We start from the raw sequence: 15,923 nt of genomic DNA on the forward strand, positions 1-15,923 counted from the left end.
TCTCTGGCGCGGGACGGCAGGGCGTCTGAGCAGGATGCCGCTCAGGCGCTGCAAGAGTCAAGCATTCCTTGCGCAAGAACTGACGGCAAGGGGTCAGGCGGGGACCGCCAGGGTGGGATCGACGGAGGAGGGGTGCTGCCGCTTCGGGCCACCGGCCGGGCGGGCCACCGCGGTCGAGCCGCGCACCACCAGCTCCGGGCGGAACAGGTACTCGGAGTTCGGGGCGGCGTGCCCGTTGATCTCGTCGACCAGGGCGCGGACGGCGGCCACCGCCATGGCCGCGACCGGCTGGCGCATGGTGGTCAGCGGCGGGTCGGTGAAGGCCATCAGCGGGGAATCGTCGTAGCCGACCACCGAGATGTCGTCGGGGACGGTGAGGCCGCGCTGCCGGGCGGCCCGGATCGCGCCCAGCGCCATCAGGTCCGAGCCGCAGACCAGGCCGGTGACGCCGCGCTCGATGAGCCGGCCGGCGGCGGCCTCGCCGCCCTCGACGCCGAACAGGGACAGCTCGGCAAGCTCGCCGGCCTCCGCCTCGGTCGTGCCGACCAGCCGGGTCATCGCGGCCCGGAAGCCGGCCACCCGGCGCTGCACCGGCACGAAGCGGTCCGGGCCGGTGATGAGCCCGATCCGCCGGTGGCCGAGCGCCACCAGGTGGGCGACGGCCAGCTCGGTGGCCTCGCCGTCGTCGCACGAGACGAAGGGCGCCGAGATGCCGGGCGCGTACCCGTTGATCATGACGATCGGCAGCGGTCGGGCGATCAGCGCCCGGTACCGGTCGTGGTTGGCGGCGGTGTCGGCGTGCAGGCCGGAGACGAAGACGATCCCGGAGACCTGCCGGTCGAGCAGCATCTCGACGTACTCGTCCTCGGTGACCCCGCCGGGGGTCTGCGTGCAGAGCACCGGGGTGAACCCGCTCTGCGCCAGCGTCGACTCGATGACCTGGGCGAAGGCCGGGAAGATCGGGTTGTCCAGCTCGGGCACCACGAGGCCGACCAGCCCGGCGCTGCGCTTGCGCAGCCGGGCGGGGCGCTCGTAGCCGAGCACGTCGAGGGCGGTGAGGACGGCCTGCCGGGTCTCGGGGGCCACTCCGGGGCGGTCGTTGAGCACCCGCGACACCGTGGCCTCGCTGACTTCGGCCTGTTGGGCGATGTCGGACAGTCGAGCGCGCATGGCGGCACTTTAGCTCACGAGCAAGTTCTTGCGTACGCTCCTGCAAGCCCTTCCATTCTCTGCAACCTCTTGCTAACGTCCCCGCAACATGCGAGAGCAGCGGCGCAGTATCCCCGCGCCGGTCAGCAAGACTTTTCCGAGGTTTCCACTGGCGAGCCGCCCTTCCCCCGGCGGGCCCGCCATGACGACAGGAGTACCGATGCGCATCCGTACCGCGGGTGTGGTCGCTGTCCTCGGCCTGGCGCTCGCCGCGTCCGGCTGCGGCGGCGGTGACAGCGACAAGCCGGCCGCCAAGGAGTCCGCCAAGGCCGCCGGCGGCAAGCTGGTCATCTGGGCCGACGACAAGCGGACCGCGGCCCTGAAGCCGTTCGCCGAGGAGTTCGGCAAGGAGAACGGTGTGACCGTCGAGGTCCAGGCCGTCTCCAAGGACCTGCAGACCAACTTCGTCACCGCCTCGCAGCAGGGCAGCGGCCCGGACGTCGTGGTCGGCGCGCACGACTGGATCGGCAACATGGTCCAGAACGGTGCCATCGACCCGGTGCAGCTCGCCGCCGAGCAGAAGAGCGCGTTCAACGAGACCGCGATCAAGGCCGTCACCTTCAACGGCCAGCTCTACGGCGTCCCCTACGCCACCGAGAACGTCGCGCTGATCCGCAACACCGAGCTGGCCCCCGAGGCGCCGAAGACGATCGAGGACCTGGTCGTCGCCGGCAAGAAGCTCAAGGCCGAGAAGAAGGCCAGCGAGATCCTCTGCCTCCAGTCCGGCCAGAACGGCGACGCGTACCACATCTACCCGCTGTACACCTCGGGCGGCGGTTACCTGTTCGGCACCGCGGCCAACGGCGACTACGACCCGAAGGACCTGGGCGTGGGCAAGCCGGAGTCGATCGCGGCCTTCCAGAAGATCGCGAAGCTCGGTGAGAAGGGCGACGGCGCGCTGAAGCGCTCCATCACCGGCGAGAACTCCATCGCCACCTTCACCGGCAAGAAGTGCGCCTTCCTGGTCTCCGGCCCGTGGGCCATCGCGGACGCGAAGAAGGCCAACATCAAGTACGACATCTCGCCGGTCCCCGGCTTCGCCGGCGGCAAGGAGGCCCAGCCGTTCGTGGGCGTCCAGGCGTTCTACGTCGCCGCCAAGGGCAAGAACAAGGCCCTGGCCCAGGAGTTCGTCACCAACTACGTGACCAAGCCCGAGCTGGCCGTCGCGCTCTACAAGGCCGAGCCGCGCCCGCCGGCGCTGACCGCCGCGTTCGACCAGGTCAAGGGCGAGGACGCCGACCTGGCCAAGTTCTCCGAGGCCGGCAAGAACGGCCAGGTGCTCCCGGCGATCCCGGCCATGGCCGCGATCTGGGACCCGTTCGGCAAGGCGGAGGCCGCCATCATCGGTGGCGCCGACCCGGCCAAGACGATCACCGCCGCGGGCAAGACCATCGCGGGTCAGATCAAGTAATGAGCACGTCGCTTTCCGGCCCGGGGTCTGCTGAGCAGGCCCCGGGCCGGGAGCCCGTTCGCCGCGGGCTCCCGCGCACGCCCCGTACCGCGCGGAACCACGCGCCGATCACCGCGACCGGCCTCGTCGTCAAGGTGGTCCTGCTCGGCCTCGTGGCCGGGATCGCGATCTGGGCGGCGTTCCCGCTCGTCGAGGCCGAGCACTGGGTCGGGCTGGGCATCCTCGCCGCCACCACGGCCGGCCTGTTCTACCTCTACCTGAGCCGCCGGCACATCCCGGCCAAGTACCTGGTCCCCGGCACGATCTTCCTGATTGCCTTCCAGGTCTTCCCGGTGCTCTACACCGCGAGCACCGCGTTCACGAACTTCGGCGACGGCCACCGCGGCACCAAGGACGACGCGATCGTCGCCATCCAGACCTCCTCGGTGCGGCAGGTCCCCGGCTCCACCGAGTACGCCCTCTCCATCGCCACCAAGGGCGACCCGGCCACCGGCACGCTGGTCTTCCTGCTCAGCGACCCCAAGACCAAGGAGGTCTTCGCGGGCGACGCGGGCGGGCTGCGCAAGCTCGACGCCGGTCAGGTGGACGCCAGCAGCATCACCGGCAAGATCACCGCCGCGGACGGCTACACCGTCCTGAACATCGGCCAGGCCAGCGTCCGGAGCAAGGAGATCACCGACCTCGTGGTGCCGACCTCGGGCGGCGCCATCCGGTCCAACGGCCTCACCCGCGCCTATGAGGGCAAGGCCGTCCGGGCGTACGACGCGGGCTGTGACTGCGTCAAGGACGGCGAGACCGGCAAGACCTGGACCGCCGACCCGGCGACCGGCGCCTTCGTGGCCGCCGACGGCGAGCGGCTCACCCAGGGCTGGAAGGTGAACGTCGGGCTGAAGAACTTCACCCGGGTGCTCACCGACCCGAACATCTCCGGGCCGTTCTTCGGCACCCTGATCTGGAACTTCGCCTTCGCCATCGCCTCCACCGGCGGCACGTTCCTGCTCGGTATGCTGATCGCGCTCGCGCTGCACTCGCCCCGAATGCGGGGCACCAATCTCTACCGGGTCCTGCTCATCCTGCCGTACGCCATGCCGTCGTTCGCGATGCTGTTGGTCTGGCGGGACATGTTCAACACCGACTTCGGTCTGATCAACAACGTGTTCGGGCTCGGCGTGGACTGGTTCGGGCAGAACTGGACGGCCCGCTTCGCGGTCATCCTGGTCCAGCTCTGGCTCGGCTACCCGTACATGTTCCTGGTGACCACCGGCGCGTTGCAGGCCATCCCGCGCGAGCTGACCGAGGCCACCTCGGTCGACGGCGCCTCACCGTGGCAGTCGTTCCGGGCGGTGACCCTGCCGCTGCTGCTGGTGGCACTCTCGCCGCTGCTGATCTCGTCGTTCGCGTACAACTTCAACAACTTCAACGCGATCTACTTGACCACGGAGGGCGCGCCCTTCCCAGCGGACAACTCGACCAACGGCGCGACCGACCTGTTGATCACGTACACCTATCGGCTGGCGTTCGGCGCGCAGGGTGCGGAGTTCGGGTTCGCGGCGGCGATCTCGCTGTTCATCTTCACGATCGTCGCGGTGGTCTCGGCGGTGAGCTTCCGGCGCACCCGCAAGCAGGAGGAGGTCTACTCGTGACGACCTACGCGGACGCCCCCGTCGCCAACCGGAACGCGAAGGGGAAGTCGAAGAACCGCTGGTTCGCCCAGGTCGGCTGGCGGCACCTGGTCGGCGTGCTCGCTGTGCTGTTCAGCCTCTTCCCGATCATGTTCGTCGTCTCGGCCGCTCTCAACCCGCTGGGCACCCTGTCTTCCACGGAACTGGTGCCTACCGGCGGGATGTCCCTCGGCAACTTCGGTGAGCTGTTCCAGCGCACCGCCTTCGCGCGGTGGTTCCTCAACTCACTGCTGGTCGCCGGGGTCGCCTCCTTCGCGTCGGTGTTCCTCTCCGCACTGGCGGCGTACGCCTTTTCCCGGATGCGCTTCCGCGGTCGCCGGGTGGGGCTGCTCTCACTGCTGCTGATCCAGATGTTCCCGCAGTTCCTGGCCATCGTGGCGATCTTCCTGATCTTCACCACGGTCACCGACCTGTGGCCGGCGCTGGGCTTCGACACTCCGTGGGGTCTGTTCCTGCTCTACCTGGGTGGGGCGCTGGGCGTGAACACCTGGCTCATGAAGGGCTTCTTCGACACCCTGCCGCGCGAGCTGGACGAGTCGGCGACCATGGACGGCGCCACGCACGCCCAGGTCTTCTTCCGGATCATGCTGCCGCTGGTGGCCCCGATCCTGGCGGTGACCGCGCTGCTGTCGTTCATCGGCACGATCAACGAGTTCCTGATCGCGAACGTGTTCCTGCGCGACGCCAACTCGAAGACCCTGGCGGTCGGCATGTACGGCCTGCTCCAGGGAAACGAGCGGAACACCAACTTCGGCGTGTTCGCGGCGGCGACCCTGCTCACCGCGATCCCCACCGTGCTGGTGTTCCAACTGCTCCAGCGCTACATCGTCTCCGGCCTCACCGCCGGAGCCGTCAAGGGATAGACCGGAGGGGTGGCCACTCGCCGTCGTGGGCGAGGCGAGTGGTGCCACTCCGTACCCATTGCGCACGCTGCGGCAAGGGCGTCTGTGACGTACACCGGAGCGGTTTTCGGGTGGACCGCCGCGGTCGGGTGACCGATCGCGGCGGGTGCCCGCCCGACTCCGTGTTCTCGACGACGCGAAAGGCATGCCCATGTCTCTCCAGCCGCACCACGACGGATCCGCGACCTACGTTCCCGAGCAGGAGCCCGCCCTCGGGCAGACCGTCCCCGTCTTCGTCCGGGTGCCGGCCGGCGCCGGCGTCGGCCAGGTGCACGTCCGGACCGCCGGTGACGGCGAGCCGCGCTTCGCCGAGGCGGTGGTCGACCGCACCGAGGATGGTGACGTGTGGTGGCGGGCCGACGTCGAGGTCCGCAACCCGGTCAGCAACTACCGCTTCCTGCTCGACGGGGCGGCGGGCCCCCGCTGGCTGAACGCGGCCGGGCTCGCCGACCACGACGTGCCGGACAACGGCGACTTCAAGCTGGTCAGCTACGCACCGCCGCCGGCCTGGGCCCGGGACGCGGTCATCTACCAGATCTTCCCGGACCGGTTCGCCCGGTCGGCCGCCGCGGCGGGCCGGACGGCGCCGGACTGGGCGATCCCGTGCGACTGGGACACCCCGGTGATCGGGCGCGGCCCGGAGACGCCCCGCCAGTTCTACGGCGGCGACCTCGACGGCGTCACCGAGCGGCTGGACCACCTGGACCGGCTCGGCGTGAACACCGTCTACCTCACGCCGATCTTCCCGGCCCGCTCCAACCACCGGTACGACGCGGCGAGCTTCGACACGGTCGACCCGCTGCTCGGCGGGGACGCCGCCCTGGCCCGGCTGGCCGACGCGGTGCACGTCCGGGGCTGGCGGCTGCTCGGCGACATCACGAGCAACCACACCGGCGACGCCCACCACTGGTTCACGGCCGCCGTCTCCGACGTGCACGCGCCCGAGCGGGAGCTGTACTACTTCGACCTGCCCGGCGGGGATTTCGAATCGTGGAACGGGGTGAAGTCGCTGCCGAAGCTCAACTGGGGCAGCGCCGAACTGCGCCGCCGCTTCGCCACCGCCGAGGACTCCCTGCTGCGCCGCTGGCTGCGCCCGCCGTACGCGCTGGACGGCTGGCGGGTGGACGTGGCGAACATGACCGGCCGGCGGGGCGCGGACGCGTACACGCACGAGGTGGCCCGGCTGCTGCGGGAGGTGGTCGCCGGCACCCGCGCCGACGGGCTGCTGCTCGCCGAGCACGGCCACGACCACACGGGTGACCTGGACCGGGACGGCTGGCACGGCACCATGAACTACGTCGGCTTCACCGACCCGGTGTGGTCCTGGCTGCGCCGGGGCGACGGCACGCTGCCGAACTTCCTCGGCACCCCCGGCGGGGTGCGGCGACGCGACGCGGGCGCGGTCCTGGCCACCATGAACACCTACCGGTCGCTGATCTCCTGGCGGTCGTACACGCACTCGTGGCAGCTGCTCGGCTCGCACGACTCCGCCCGGATCCGCACCGTGGTCGGCGACGCGGCCCGGCAGGAGGTGGCGGCCGGCCTGCTCGCCACCATGCCCGGCACCCCGGTGGTGTTCGCGGGCGACGAGCTGGGCCTGACCGGCGCCAACGGGGAGGGCTCGCGTACCCCGATGCCGTGGCACCGGCCGGAGAGCTGGGACGGGCGCACCTTCGACGCGTACCGGTCGCTGCTGGCGCTGCGCCGCGACGAGCCGGCGCTGCGGCACGGCGGCCTGCGCTGGGTGCACGCCGACGCGGACACGCTGGTCTTCCTCCGCGAGGCGCCGGCCGGTGCGGTGCTCGTTCTGGCCCGCCGGGCGGCCGGGACCCCGGTCCGGCTGACCGGCCTGCCGGCCGGCGACAACGTGTACGGCGGTGCCCCGGCGCTGCGCCCGGATGCGGACGGCGCGCTCACCCTCCCCGCCGACGGCCCCACCTTCCAGGTGTGGCGCCTCGCCTGAGGTGCAAGGAAGGGCCCCCTGTTAACGCCTCCGGTAGAGGAGGGGTCCCCTCCTAACCAGGGTCAGCGGGCGAGGAGGGTGCGGACGCCGGTCAGGTAGGTGTGCCGGTCGGGGGAGCCGGTCAGGATGCGCTGCATGAAGTAGCCGGGGACCAGGGCGAACAGGGCCGCACCGACCGCCTCGGGGTCGGCGTCCGCGGGCAGCTCGCCGGCGCCCTGGGCCCGTCGGGCCAGCGTGGTGAAGTGGCTGCGGAAGCTGGCGTACGTCCGGCTGACGAACTCGGCGAGCGTCGGGTCCCGCTGTGCCTCGCCCCACACCTGCACGGCCAGCGGGAGCACGCCGTCCGGGCCGGACTGGGCGTCGACGTAGGTGAGGGCCCGGTCCAGCGCCTCGACCAGCGGCAGCGGCGGCTCGGTCGTGGCCAGCTCGGCGAAGAGCCCGTCGGCGCCGCCGATCACCGACTGGGCGATGGCGGTGATCAGGTCGTTCTTGCTCGGGAAGTAGCGGTAGACCGCGCCGACCGAGAGGCCGGCCTCCCGGATCACGTCCTGCATCGACGTGTTGTGGAAGCCGTCGCGCCGGAAGCAGCGCCGGGCCGCGTCGAGGATCTGCTGACGGCGGGCCGCGAGGTGTTCGTCCGATACGCGTGGCACGACCCACAGTGTAAAGCGAACGTTCGTTCTTGACGCCGGACCGTGTGGCGGCGCACGCTCAGTCTGAGAGAACGAACGTTCGTTTTAAGGAGGCGCGGCCATGCCCGCTCACCCGTACCGGATCCGCTCGCCCTGGCTGCTCGCCGCGTTGGTCGCCAGCCTGGCCGTGGTGGTGCAGGCGCTGCTCGTACCCCTCTTCGCGGCGCCGGCCGCGCACCTGGCGCCGCGCGACCTACCCATCGCCGTGGCCGGGCCGGCGCCCGCCGCCGCCGAGCTGGCCGCCCGGCTCACGGCCGCCCGCCCCGGCGGCTTCGCCGTGACCACGCTGCCGGACGCGGCGGCGGCCGACCGGGCGCTGCGCGACCGGGAGGCGTACGCCGCCTTCGTGGTCGGCCCGGACGGCGTCGCCCTGCACACCGCCCCGGCCGCGAGCCCGACCGTGGCGGCGCTGCTCACCGAGGCCGCCACGCAGCTCTCCGCCGGCCGTCCGGTGCCGGTGGTGCAGGTCGTGCCGGCCGACCCGGACGACCCGCGGGGGGCCGGCTTCGCCGCCGGGTTCCTGCCGCTCGCGCTGGCCGGCATGCTGGTCGGGGCCCTGCTCACCGTGCTGGTGGCCCGGCGCGCGGCGCGGCTGGCCGGCCTGCTCGGTTTCGGCGTCCTGGCCGGCCTCGTGGGTGCCGCGGTGCTGCACGGCTGGCTGGGTGTCCTCGACGGCGACCTCTGGCGTGAGGCCGGCGCGATCGGGTTGTTCGCGCTGGCGGCGGCGGGGACCGTGGCGGGCCTCGGCGCGCTGCTCGGCGCTCCCGGGATCGGGCTCGGCGCGCTGCTCGTCTTCCTGGTCGGCAACCCGCTCTCCGCGGTGGGCGCCGCGCCCGAGCTGCTGCCGCAGCCCTGGGGGACCGTGGGGCAGTTCCTGCCGGTCGGCGCGGGCGGCACGCTGCTGCGCTCGGCCGCGTTCTTCGACGGGGCGGGTGCCGGCCGGCCGGTGGCCGTGCTGGCCGGCTACGCCCTGGTCGGCCTGGCCCTGGTCCTCGTCGGCCGCCGGCAGGTCCGCACCGGCGCGGGCAGCCCGGCGCCGGACCGGCGGCCCGCCGAGGTCACGGTATGACGGCACCTCGGCGGGCCGGCTACTACAAGGCGTCGTTGATGGGGGAGGATGGCCGGCGTGGAAGCTCTTCGACTGATCCTTCTCTACGTCCATCTCATCGGGTTCGCGATGCTGCTCGGCGGCGCCATCGCCCAGTACGTCAGCGGCCGGCTGCGGATCAACGTCGCCATGCTCTGGGGCTCGGTGATCGGGCTGCTGACCGGAATCGGTCTGTCCGCCCCGCTGCGCGACGGCGACGAGCCGGCACCGGCGAAGCTTGTTACCAAGTTGGTGCTCGCGCTGCTCATCTTTGTCATGGTCTTCTTCTCCCGTAAGCGGGAGTCAGTGAACCGCGGGCACTTCCTGGCGATCATCGGGTTGACGCTGGTCAACGCGGCGGTGGCGGTCTTCTGGCGTTAGCCTTCGGCCGCAGCGGGAAGACCCCGGGAAACGGACGTTCGCGACACCTCTCCGGAAGGCCGCGGGCACGAAAGGTGATGTGCCCCACGCGTCGGTTACGTAGGGGTAACGACCGCTCAACAGTCGTGCACGATTGTCGGCCGGTGGGTGGGCGCGGGCGTACGCTCCCGTCCGTAACGTGGGACGCCGGCGGCACACCGCAGGCCGGCGCAAGGGCTGCCACCGCGCACGACGCGGTGTGCAATGGGAAGGAGACGTCTTGCGCTCTGTGCGTGGGATGCGGATCGCCTCCGCCATCGTGGCGGGTGGCCTCGTGCTGGGCGCCGCCGCATGTGGTGAGGCCCCCAAGGACGACAAGAACGCCGGCGGCACCGGCGGCAAGAAGTTCAGCGCCTGCATGGTGACCGACGTCGGCGGCATCGATGACAAGTCCTTCAACACCTCGGCCTGGAAGGGCCTCCAGGAGGCGAAGAAGGAGAACGACAACATCGACATCAAGAACGTCCAGTCGAAGGCCGAGGCGGACTACGAGGTCAACCTGACCGGGTTCGTCAACCAGAAGTGCGACTTCGTCCTGGCCGTCGGTGGCCTGATGTCGGACGCCACCAAGAAGATCGCCACCGCGAACCCGAACCAGCAGTTCGGCATTGTGGACGCGAACCCGGGCGTCGACAACATCTACCCGATGCAGTTCGACACCGCGCAGGCCGCCTTCCAGGCCGGTTACCTGGCCGCCGGGCTGAGCAAGACCCAGAAGGTCGGCACCTACGGCGGTCTGCCGATCCCGCCGGTCACCATCTTCATGGACGGCTTCGCCGACGGCGTGGCGTACTACAACAAGGCCAAGAGCAAGAACGTCCAGGTCATCGGCTGGGACAAGGCCACCCAGAAGGGCTCCTTCACCAACGACTTCGTCAAGCAGGACGAGGGCAAGAAGGTCTCCGACGCGCTGGTCGCCCAGGGCGCGGACATCATCATGCCGGTCGCCGGCGGCGCCGGCCTCGGCACCACCGCCGCGGCGCAGGCCTCGGGCGGCAAGTACTCGGTCGTCTGGGTGGACGTCGACGGCTGCGAGAGCACCCCGAACTGCCCGGCGCTCGTCACCACGGTCGTCAAGAACATCCCGGACGCCGTCAAGGACGCCGTGCTGAAGGCCGCCAACGGTGAGAAGCTCCAGGCCAAGCCCGGCTTCGTCGGCACCCTGGCCAACAACGGCGTCTCGATCGCGCCGTACCACGACTTCGACAGCAAGGTCCCGGCGGACCTGAAGGCCGAGGTCGACAAGATCAAGGCGGACATCGCCGCCGGCACCATCACGGTCACCTCGAAGGCCCAGCCGACCAAGTGACCGCTCCGCCGACCCCCGCGGTGAGATCATCGGCAGCGGGGGCCGGCGGGCACCAGGTTTGACGACCGGCCGCCTCGGCGCACGCGGGAACACCCCGCGCGACGTCGGGGCGGCCGGTCACCTTGATCCCCCACTGACCCCCACCCGGCGCGGTGGCGGCGCGGCAGCCGCTACGCTGCACCATCGCTCGCACTCCAGGAGGTTGCGCTGAGACTCGAACTGCGCGGCATCACCAAGCGGTTCGGTGATCTGGTCGCCAACGACCACATCGACCTGACGGTGGAGCCTGGAGAGATCCACGCCCTGCTCGGCGAGAACGGCGCCGGCAAGTCGACCCTGATGAACGTGCTGTACGGGCTGTACCAGCCCGACGAGGGCGAGATCCTGGTCGACGGCAAGCCGCTGAAGCTGAAGGGCCCGTCCGACGCGATCGCCGCCGGGATCGGCATGGTGCATCAGCACTTCATGCTGGTGCCGGTCTTCACCGTGGCCGAGAACGTGATGCTCGGCGCGGAACAGACCAAGGGGAGCTTCACCGGCTTCCTCGACCGGCGGCGGGCCCGGCGCGAGGTCGCCGAGGTCTCCGAGCGGTACAACCTCCGGGTCGACCCGGACGCGGTGATCGAGGACCTGCCGGTCGGCATCCAGCAGCGGGTGGAGATCGTCAAGGCCCTCACCCGCGACGTCGACCTGCTCATCCTCGACGAGCCGACCGCCGTGCTGACCCCGCAGGAGACCGAGGAACTCCTCACGGTCATGCGGTCCCTCAAGGAGGCCGGCAAGTCCATCGTGTTCATCACCCACAAGCTGGGCGAGGTCAAGGCCATCGCCGACCGGATCACGGTGATCCGGCGCGGGAAGACGGTCGGCACCGCCGAGCCGAGCGCCAGCCGCGACGAGCTGGCGGCGCTCATGGTGGGCCGCAGCGTCCGGCTGACCGTGGACAAGAAGCCGGCCCAGCCGGGCAAGCCGATGCTCGAGGTCGCCGGCCTGGTCGTCGACGACGATCGGCAGGTCCGCGCGGTCGACGGCGTGGACCTGACCGTGCACGCCGGTGAGGTGCTCGGCATCGCGGGCGTGCAGGGCAACGGGCAGACCGAGCTGATCGAGGCGATCATGGGGCTGCGCCCGGTGCTCGCCGGCTCGATCAGCCTGGACGGCGAAGCCGTGCACGGCTGGTCGACCAAGAAGGTGCTCCGCGCCGGCGTCGGCTACGTCCCGGAGGACCGCAGCGTCGACGGCCTGGTCAAGGAGTTCTCCGTCGCGGAGAACCTGGTGCTGGACATCTACGACCAGCCGCCCTTCGGCAAGGGCCTCTCGCTCAAGCCGGACGCCATCGCGAAGTCGGCGAAGGAACGGATCGAGCAGTTCGACGTCCGCACCTCCTCGGCCGACGCGGCGGTCGGCACCCTCTCCGGCGGCAACCAGCAGAAGGTGATCGTGGCGCGGGAGCTGTCCCGGCCGCTGAAGCTCTTCATCGCCGCCCAGCCCACCCGGGGCGTGGACGTCGGCTCGATCGAGTTCATCCACAGCCGGGTCATCCGCGAGCGGGACATCGGCACCGCCGTCATGGTGGTCTCCAGCGAACTGGACGAGGTGATCGGCCTGGCCGACCGGATCGCGGTCATGTACCGCGGCCGGATCATCGGCATCGTCGGCCCGGACACCCCCCGCGAGGAGATCGGCCTGCTGATGGCCGGCATCACGCCGGACACCGCCACCACGACCGCTGACCGCCCTGGCAACGAGGACGAGGCATGACCAACCCAGACCCGGTGTCGGGCTCCCCCGACAAGGAGCCGGCGACCGAGGCGCAGGAGGCGCGGACAGAGGCCCGGGCGAACCCGCCCGCGCCCGCCGGTGACACCGAGCGGGCGGTGCCCGCCACCGCCACCAAGCAGCCCCCGGCCGCGGAGCCCCGCCCCACGCTGGGCCGGCTCTTCCTGGACAACCTCTGGGCGGCCAACACGGTCACCGTGACCGTGCTCGCGGTGCTGCTCGCCATGCTGGTCGGCGCGGTGCTCATCATCGTCTCCGACCCGGAGGTACTGGCCACCTACGGCTACATCACGGCCCGCCCGGCGGACGCCTTCAACGCCAGCTGGACCGTGGTCAGTGAGGCGTACGCGAACCTGTTCAAGGGCGCGATCTTCGACCCGGACGCGGTCGGCTTCACCGCCGCGATGGGCCCGATCTCGGAGACGCTCACCTACACCGCGCCGCTGGTCTTCACCGGCCTGGCGGTCGCGCTCGCCTTCCGGGGCGGCCTGTTCAACATCGGCGCCCAGGGTCAGGCCACCATCGGCGTCGTCCTGGCCGCCGTGGCCGGCTTCGCGCTGCCGCTGCCGCCCGGGGTGCACCTGCTCGTCGCGCTGCTCGCCGGCGCGCTCGGCGGCGCGCTCTGGGGCTTCGTCCCGGGCATCCTCAAGGCGCGCACCGGCGCCCACGAGGTGATCAACACGATCATGCTCAACTACGTGGCCGTCTACTTCCTGTCCTGGATCATCGTGCAGAGCGGGGTGCAGAACCCGAACCGGTCGGACGCGATCAGCAAGCCGGTCGAGTCCTCCGCCCAGCTGCCCCGGCTGCTCGGCGACAACCTGCGGGTGCACGCCGGCATTCTGATCGCGGTGCTGGCCACCTGGTTCATCGCCTGGCTGCTGAACCGCTCGACGCTCGGCTTCGAGCTGCGCGCGGTGGGCGAGAACCCGGACGCCGCCCGGACCGCCGGCATCAGCGTGACCAAGACGTACGTGCTGGTCATGGTGATCTCGGGTCTGCTGGCCGGCCTCGGCGGGTCGAACATGGTGCTCGGCTCCACCGCCAACGCGCTGACCCCGCTGGTGATCGCGCAGATCGGCTTCGACGGCATCCTGGTCGCCCTGCTCGGCCGGGTGAAGCCGTGGGGCGTGCTGCTGGCCGCGCTGCTGTTCGGCGCGCTCCAGGCCGGCGGCAACCGGATGCAGTCGTACTCCGGGATCTCGCTGGAGCTGGTCACCGTGCTTCAGGCGCTCATCGTCATCTTCATCGCCGCGCCGGCCATGGTGAAGGCGATCTTCCAGCTCCGGGCGGCCCGCGCGGCCCGGCTGCAGACGAGCCTCGCGAAGGGCTGGTGAGCATGTCCACCACCGCTGTCCCCGAGGTCGCCGTGACCGCGGTCGACGAGGGTTTCTGGACGCGTGCCCGCAAGACCGGGGCCGTCCTGTTGGGGCTGGGCGTGCTCGCCACGGTGCTCTTCGGCGCGCTCGCCACCGACCAGCAGGCCCGCTTCACGCTCAGCGAGACCGAGGGCGGCGCCGCCCTGGAGATCAACGGCACGGTCGGCGCGATCCTCTTCGGCATCATCGCCGCCGCGGCCGGGGCCGCCCTGCTCGCCGGGGTCCCGAAGCGCTGGTTCACCCTGGTGCTCGGCGTGGGGCTCGTCGCCTTCGTGCTGAGCTTCCTGTGCTGGCAGGTCTCCGCCGCCCCCGAGGGCCGCAACTTCATGCCGCTGGTCAACGTCATCCGGGGCACGTTCATCCTGGCCCTGCCGCTGATCTTCGGCGCGCTGGCCGGCGTGCTCTGCGAGCGCTCCGGCGTGGTGAACGTGGCGATCGAGGGCCAGTTGCTCATGGGCGCCTTCTCGGGCGCGCTGTTCGGCAGCATCTCCGGCAGCGTCTGGGTGGGCCTGGTCGCCGCCGCGATCGGCGGCGCGGTGATCTCGCTGCTGCTGGCCTTCTTCGCCATCCGCTACCTGGTCGACCAGGTGGTCATGGGCATCGTGCTGAACCTGCTGGCGGTCGGCGTCACCGGCTTCCTCTACGAGCGGCTCATGCAGACCGACGCGACGAAGTACAACAGCGCGCCGCGGTTCAGCAACTGGGAGATCCCGCTGCTCAAGGACATCCCGCTGATCGGTCCGGCGCTGTTCCGGGGCAACATCTTCCTCTACGTCGGCCTGCTGCTGGTGCTGGTCATCCACATCGCGCTGTTCCGCACCCGGTGGGGCCTGCGGACCCGGTCGGTGGGTGAGCACCCGACGGCAGCCGACACGCTCGGCGTGAAGGTGCTGCGACTGCGCTACCGCAACGTGATCATGGCCGGGCTGGTGGCCGGCGTCGGTGGCGCGTCGTACACGCTGGCGCTCTACTCGTTCACCAAGAACATGATCGGCGGCAAGGGCTTCATCGCCCTGGCCGCGCTGATCTTCGGCCGGTGGAGCCCGACCGGCGCGCTGCTCGCCGCGCTCTTCTTCGGGTTCGCCGACCAGCTCGCCACCTACCTGGGCGCGATCGGCAGCAGCATCCCGAGCCAGTTCCTCGCCATGCTGCCCTACCTGGCGACGATCCTGGCGGTGGCCGGTCTGGTCGGCAAGGTCCGGGCGCCGGCCGCCGACGGAAAGCCGTACATCAAGGGCTGACCGCCCGCGACGCAGCGTGCCCGGCGGTGTTGAACCCGCCGGGCACGGCCGTCTCCGGCCGCCACCGCGACCGATCAGCGTGAATTGGGCAGAATGGGAGTCGTGATGGAGATCGACTGGGAGCGGCTGCGGGCCGCCGCCACCGAGGTCATGCGGCACGCGTACGTGCCCTACTCGAAGTTTCCCGTCGGGGCGGCCGCCCTGGTCGACGACGGCCGGGTGGTGGTCGGCTGCAACGTGGAGAACGCCGCGTACGGCGTGGTCCTCTGCGCCGAGTGCGGCGTGGTCTCCTCGCTGCACGCCACCGGCGGCGGGCGGATCGTGGCGCTGTCCTGCGTCGACGCCACCGGCGAGCCGCTGATGCCGTGCGGCCGGTGCCGGCAGCTGCTCTGGGAGAACGGCGGCCCGGAATGCCTCATCGAGGCGAAGGGCGGCACGCTGCGGATGGCCGAGCTGCTGCCGCACGCGTTCGGCGTGGAGGACCTGGAGGCGGTGACCGGCGAGACGCCCGTGCCGGTGGTCCCGGAGCGGCTGGCCGCCTGGCGGGGCCGGGGCACCGTCTTCGTGCACCCGGACCTCTCGGCCGGCCAGCAGGTGTGGACGGCGTACTGGGAGCGGTCGGCCGGTGACACCGAGGGCGCCGAGACCGGCGTGCTGGAGGAGGGCCCGACCTGGGACGACCCGGCGGAGGCGATCACCTGGGGGCTGGCCCGGACGCCGCGCGTCGTCGTGGTGGACGCGTCGGGCACCATCTTCTGGGCCGGCGAGGGCGAGCCGCCCCTGGAGATCCCGATCCGCTGGTCCCCGGCCTGAGCCGGGACACCGGTTCCGGAACGACGAGGAAAGATC

General features: G+C 71.1%; 13 protein-coding genes. 11 read left to right on the forward strand and 2 right to left on the reverse strand.

Annotated features, from left to right (window positions below; all coding sequences use genetic code 11):
- Window positions 1-93: 93 nt before the first annotated feature.
- The gene (locus ABZS80_RS00435) at window positions 94-1,170 is read right to left on the reverse strand and encodes a LacI family DNA-binding transcriptional regulator (protein ID WP_355053743.1); all 1,077 of its coding nucleotides are present in this window, start codon (window positions 1,168-1,170) and stop codon (window positions 94-96) included.
- A gap of 199 nt (window positions 1,171-1,369) precedes the next feature.
- Here ABZS80_RS00435 and ABZS80_RS00440 point away from each other — a divergent pair, with 199 nt between their 5' ends.
- The 4 genes from ABZS80_RS00440 (at window position 1,370) to ABZS80_RS00455 (ending at window position 7,167) form a co-directional block, all read left to right on the forward strand.
- Window positions 1,370-2,620 carry a maltose ABC transporter substrate-binding protein gene (locus tag ABZS80_RS00440; protein ID WP_355053744.1) on the forward strand — a complete coding sequence of 417 codons (1,251 nt, stop codon included), beginning with the start codon at window positions 1,370-1,372 and terminating at the stop codon, window positions 2,618-2,620.
- The gene (locus ABZS80_RS00445; protein WP_355053745.1) at window positions 2,620-4,263 is read left to right on the forward strand and encodes an ABC transporter permease subunit; all 1,644 of its coding nucleotides are present in this window, start codon (window positions 2,620-2,622) and stop codon (window positions 4,261-4,263) included. Before ABZS80_RS00440 ends, ABZS80_RS00445 begins: the two co-directional genes overlap by 1 nt.
- The gene (locus ABZS80_RS00450) at window positions 4,260-5,165 is read left to right on the forward strand and encodes a sugar ABC transporter permease (protein WP_355053746.1); all 906 of its coding nucleotides are present in this window, start codon (window positions 4,260-4,262) and stop codon (window positions 5,163-5,165) included. Before ABZS80_RS00445 ends, ABZS80_RS00450 begins: the two co-directional genes overlap by 4 nt.
- 190 nt (window positions 5,166-5,355) lie before the next feature.
- Window positions 5,356-7,167, forward strand: coding sequence for a glycoside hydrolase family 13 protein (locus tag ABZS80_RS00455; protein WP_355053747.1), 1,812 nt, complete (start codon window positions 5,356-5,358; stop codon window positions 7,165-7,167).
- 62 nt (window positions 7,168-7,229) lie between these two features.
- Here the strand turns inward: ABZS80_RS00455 and ABZS80_RS00460 are convergent, their stop codons facing one another.
- Window positions 7,230-7,820, reverse strand: coding sequence for a TetR/AcrR family transcriptional regulator (locus ABZS80_RS00460; protein WP_355053748.1), 591 nt, complete (start codon window positions 7,818-7,820; stop codon window positions 7,230-7,232).
- Window positions 7,821-7,920: 100 nt separating this feature from the next.
- Between ABZS80_RS00460 and ABZS80_RS00465 the strand changes: the two genes are divergently transcribed.
- From ABZS80_RS00465 to ABZS80_RS00495, 7 genes are all read left to right on the forward strand, one after another.
- Window positions 7,921-8,928, forward strand: a complete 1,008-nt coding sequence (locus tag ABZS80_RS00465; protein WP_355053749.1) for a hypothetical protein — start codon at window positions 7,921-7,923, stop codon at window positions 8,926-8,928.
- 57 nt (window positions 8,929-8,985) lie between these two features.
- Window positions 8,986-9,327: a hypothetical protein gene (locus ABZS80_RS00470; protein WP_355053750.1), complete on the forward strand. Its 342-nt coding sequence runs from the start codon at window positions 8,986-8,988 to the stop codon at window positions 9,325-9,327.
- Window positions 9,328-9,604: 277 nt separating this feature from the next.
- A complete protein-coding gene (locus ABZS80_RS00475; protein ID WP_355054176.1) occupies window positions 9,605-10,675 on the forward strand; it encodes a BMP family ABC transporter substrate-binding protein in 1,071 nt (356 codons plus the stop codon).
- Window positions 10,676-10,942: 267 nt separating this feature from the next.
- On the forward strand, window positions 10,943-12,436 hold the full coding sequence (locus ABZS80_RS00480; protein WP_355054177.1) for an ABC transporter ATP-binding protein: 1,494 nt from the start codon (window positions 10,943-10,945) through the stop codon (window positions 12,434-12,436).
- Complete coding sequence (locus ABZS80_RS00485) at window positions 12,433-13,791, forward strand: ABC transporter permease (protein ID WP_355053751.1); 1,359 nt, start codon at window positions 12,433-12,435, stop codon at window positions 13,789-13,791. The genes ABZS80_RS00480 and ABZS80_RS00485 overlap by 4 nt, the downstream gene beginning before the upstream one ends.
- Window positions 13,792-13,793: 2 nt before the next feature.
- Window positions 13,794-15,074: an ABC transporter permease gene (locus ABZS80_RS00490; protein ID WP_355053752.1), complete on the forward strand. Its 1,281-nt coding sequence runs from the start codon at window positions 13,794-13,796 to the stop codon at window positions 15,072-15,074.
- 105 nt (window positions 15,075-15,179) lie between these two features.
- Window positions 15,180-15,887, forward strand: a complete 708-nt coding sequence (locus ABZS80_RS00495; RefSeq protein ID WP_355054178.1) for a cytidine deaminase — start codon at window positions 15,180-15,182, stop codon at window positions 15,885-15,887.
- Window positions 15,888-15,923 lie beyond the last annotated feature (36 nt).

Source organism: Micromonospora sp. NPDC005305 (genome assembly GCF_040607315.1).
Lineage (GTDB): Bacteria > Actinomycetota > Actinomycetes > Mycobacteriales > Micromonosporaceae > Micromonospora.